This window comes from Nostoc sp. FACHB-280 (assembly GCF_014697615.1).
In the GTDB taxonomy this organism is placed as follows: Bacteria; Cyanobacteriota; Cyanobacteriia; order Cyanobacteriales; family Nostocaceae; genus Nostoc_B.
On record NZ_JACJSD010000109.1, the window covers coordinates 1 to 2,691 of the forward strand.

Annotated in this window: 3 protein-coding genes; 1 reads left to right on the forward strand and 2 read right to left on the reverse strand. The window is 37.0% G+C overall.

Annotation, left to right across the window (positions count from 1 at the left end; all coding sequences use genetic code 11):
• Positions 1–218 precede the first annotated feature (218 nt).
• Positions 219–887, forward strand: coding sequence for a class I SAM-dependent methyltransferase (locus H6G75_RS32580; RefSeq protein ID WP_190983982.1), 669 nt, complete (start codon positions 219–221; stop codon positions 885–887).
• Between the two features lie 39 nt (positions 888–926).
• On the opposite strand, the gene H6G75_RS32585 is transcribed toward H6G75_RS32580, so the two are convergent.
• Together H6G75_RS32585 and H6G75_RS32590 are read right to left on the reverse strand one after the other, a co-directional pair.
• On the reverse strand, positions 927–1,232 hold the full coding sequence (locus tag H6G75_RS32585) for a hypothetical protein (RefSeq protein ID WP_190983980.1): 306 nt from the start codon (positions 1,230–1,232) through the stop codon (positions 927–929).
• A gap of 179 nt (positions 1,233–1,411) precedes the next feature.
• Positions 1,412–1,861, reverse strand: coding sequence for an NADAR family protein (locus H6G75_RS32590; RefSeq protein ID WP_190983981.1), 450 nt, complete (start codon positions 1,859–1,861; stop codon positions 1,412–1,414).
• Positions 1,862–2,691: the final 830 nt, after the last annotated feature.

Consider the following 2,691-nt stretch of genomic DNA (forward strand, 5'->3'; position numbering starts at 1 on the left):
CCTGCATTCTTACCTCCAACACCCTGAAATTCTTTGCCGCATCTACCTTAGTTATTTTTGCGGTTTGTCCTCAGTTCTGTATTTTACTAGCTCAACTGCCTCTTTCTTAAACCCCTACCCTTGAAAGGGGGGTGTGGCCTGATTTTTTCGTTTTTTTGCGTAACTCTTAATAGAAAACGATTACTGTAGTTATTGTTGGTTGAATAGCAGGGTTGATGATGGAAAGAGTGTTGGAACCAGAAGTTATGGACACTTGGGAAGAAGCCATTGACTATGATGCGATGGATTTTACTGAGGTTAACACAGCTTTTGCCAAGGAAGCGATCGCTCTGGGTACAACAGAACCATGCTTAGTACTGGATGCTGGAACTGGCCCCGGTCGTATCCCAGTTCTCATCGCTCAAATGCGTCCCCAATGGCAATTGATTGCTATTGATTTAGCTCAGAATATGCTCAAAATTGCTACGCAGCATGTTCAGCAAGCTGGCTTACAGTCGCAAATTTCCTTGGAATTGGTGGATGCAAAACAGTTACCCTACACACAGGAAATGTTTGATTTGGTGATTTCTAATAGCTTGGTTCACCATTTACCTGATCCTCTGCCGTTTTTTCAAGAAATCCAGCGAGTTAGTAAACCAAACGGCGGCTTGCTAATTCGTGATTTATTACGTCCAGCCGACGAAGAGACCATGAATGCTTTAGTATCCAGCATTGGCTATGACTATGATCCCCGTCAGCAAAAGTTATTTCGAGATTCTCTCCACGCTGCGCTTACACTAGATGAGGTGAATCAGTTGGTGACTAGTGTCGGGTTAGCTGGAGTGAAAATTTATCAATCAAGCGATCGCCACTGGACTATTGCACGCAGTTATAATTTATCTGTTTAAAATTGAAGTCAGCAAAACTTTAATTTCTACTACCCAAACTTATCGATTCATTGGGATTTTTGTATTCCATACTTGTTCAAATTCTGCTTTAGTAATCCCAAATTCTCGAATATCTTCTTCTTGAATTGGTTTATCACATAACATTCCGTAATTATCTGCGAAGTGGCTACTATCATAAAATAAGACGTTGCCATTTTCGTAAACTTCTATTTGTCTTATAGGATATAGATCATTACCAATTTCGAGAAAATAAGTACTAGTACCCCAAGCATCATATTCTCCGCCCAGGGTTTCATCCCAAAACCATTTACAATATTTCTTGACCTTGGTTGTTGATAAGAGCATATTTTTTCCTCCTTTAATGCCTCCTTTCACACTCTGTTATTTTTAACTTAAAGTTACAAAAACCAGGCTTTTGTAATTCTAAGTAAACATCTATTAATAAAATTACATTAATACCTGAAATGACATATCTAGCAGACGGTCAATTAACAGTAGCCAGTTTATTTTATCGTAACCCTTCCCTATTTGGTGCCATCTTCTGGGCGTAGAATCTCGCGCACTTCCATCAAGATTATCCCTAACATATTTTTGCCACTACCATCAGCACCACAACCCCAATAATAATCAATGGGAGAATTTTCTACTATTTCTTCATCACCTGTACTGAGTAAAATTTCTCTAATATCTGGATGAGTTTCAAACTTACACAGTACTGCTTTTTTCATAATACCGTCTTTGACTTGCTCCCAATCTGGGCGCAAAGGACGGCTTCTTTCTCTACCCATTTTTGCGGCTTCTTTAGGAGTTTTTGCCAAACGAATTTGTTCTAAATGAAATGTGCCAACAAACTTTTGTGCTTGAAAATAATGTTCGCTAGTATACCAGTATAAATCCTCCAACACAAATCCGTGAGCAGAAAAGTTGGAGAAGCAACCATATTGTTCGCGGGTGCTATAAAAATAGATAGTCATCGAATTATTTGTAGAAATCAGCTATTAGAGATTATTCATAGCATTTTCTTTGAAAATCGACAAAATTAACCATACAGCTAACTAACCTTTGTATTTCAATGATAAAATTACATTTCATTAATAGAACAAAAAGATAAGTTTTGAATTGTTTTTGATTGGTGAGGCGATCGCAAATTATGTATTTTGTCTAACCTTCGTATTTATTAATGTTTATCTACCACTAAATTAAGAATAGTTATTATTTATTGTGTTCACTATACATAGCAATTCTAGCTGAATTACAAACAACTCTAATCCTTACTCCCTATTCCCTGTCTCAACCAGAACTTTAGAAATCATATAGGATTGCTATATCATGATTCAAATCAATCTCAACATCAAATATCCAGAGACTGCTGTTAACCCAACATTTGCTAACCATGAAACTTTTCATCGCGCATTTTAAATTCTGATCTACCTGAGACGGTGGCGCAAATTGGCGATAAGGGGAACGATGAAATAGCGGGGAAAAATATTGGTTAATAGAAGCATTATGATGAGGAAAGATAACAAAGTAAGTTCCTATCCCTTAACCTTCAGAAATTCCCATGAAACAAATTACATTTGCAGAACTGCCTAAAACTGTTCAAAAGTTAATTAACCAAGCGCAAAAAACAGGTGAACCCCTCACTATTATTAGACTTGTCTAGGAAAGATGAAATGCCGGCATTGAAAGCTTCTGGGGAGTAGTTAGTACAATATTACTACTTAGCTCATGGAACGAAAAAATCAGGTTTTGGGGGTTCAAAAATCAAAAATATTAAAAGTTTAGAGAAGCATAGCTTTGAAAA

Excerpts from the sequence above, each read along its gene's own strand:
- H6G75_RS32580 (WP_190983982.1), top strand. The coding sequence starts at position 219 with ATGGAAAGAGTGTTGGAACCAGAAGTTATGGACACTTGGGAAGAAGCC.
- H6G75_RS32585 (WP_190983980.1), bottom strand. The coding sequence starts at position 1,232 with ATGCTCTTATCAACAACCAAGGTCAAGAAATATTGTAAATGGTTTTGG.
- H6G75_RS32590 (WP_190983981.1), bottom strand. The coding sequence starts at position 1,861 with ATGACTATCTATTTTTATAGCACCCGCGAACAATATGGTTGCTTCTCC.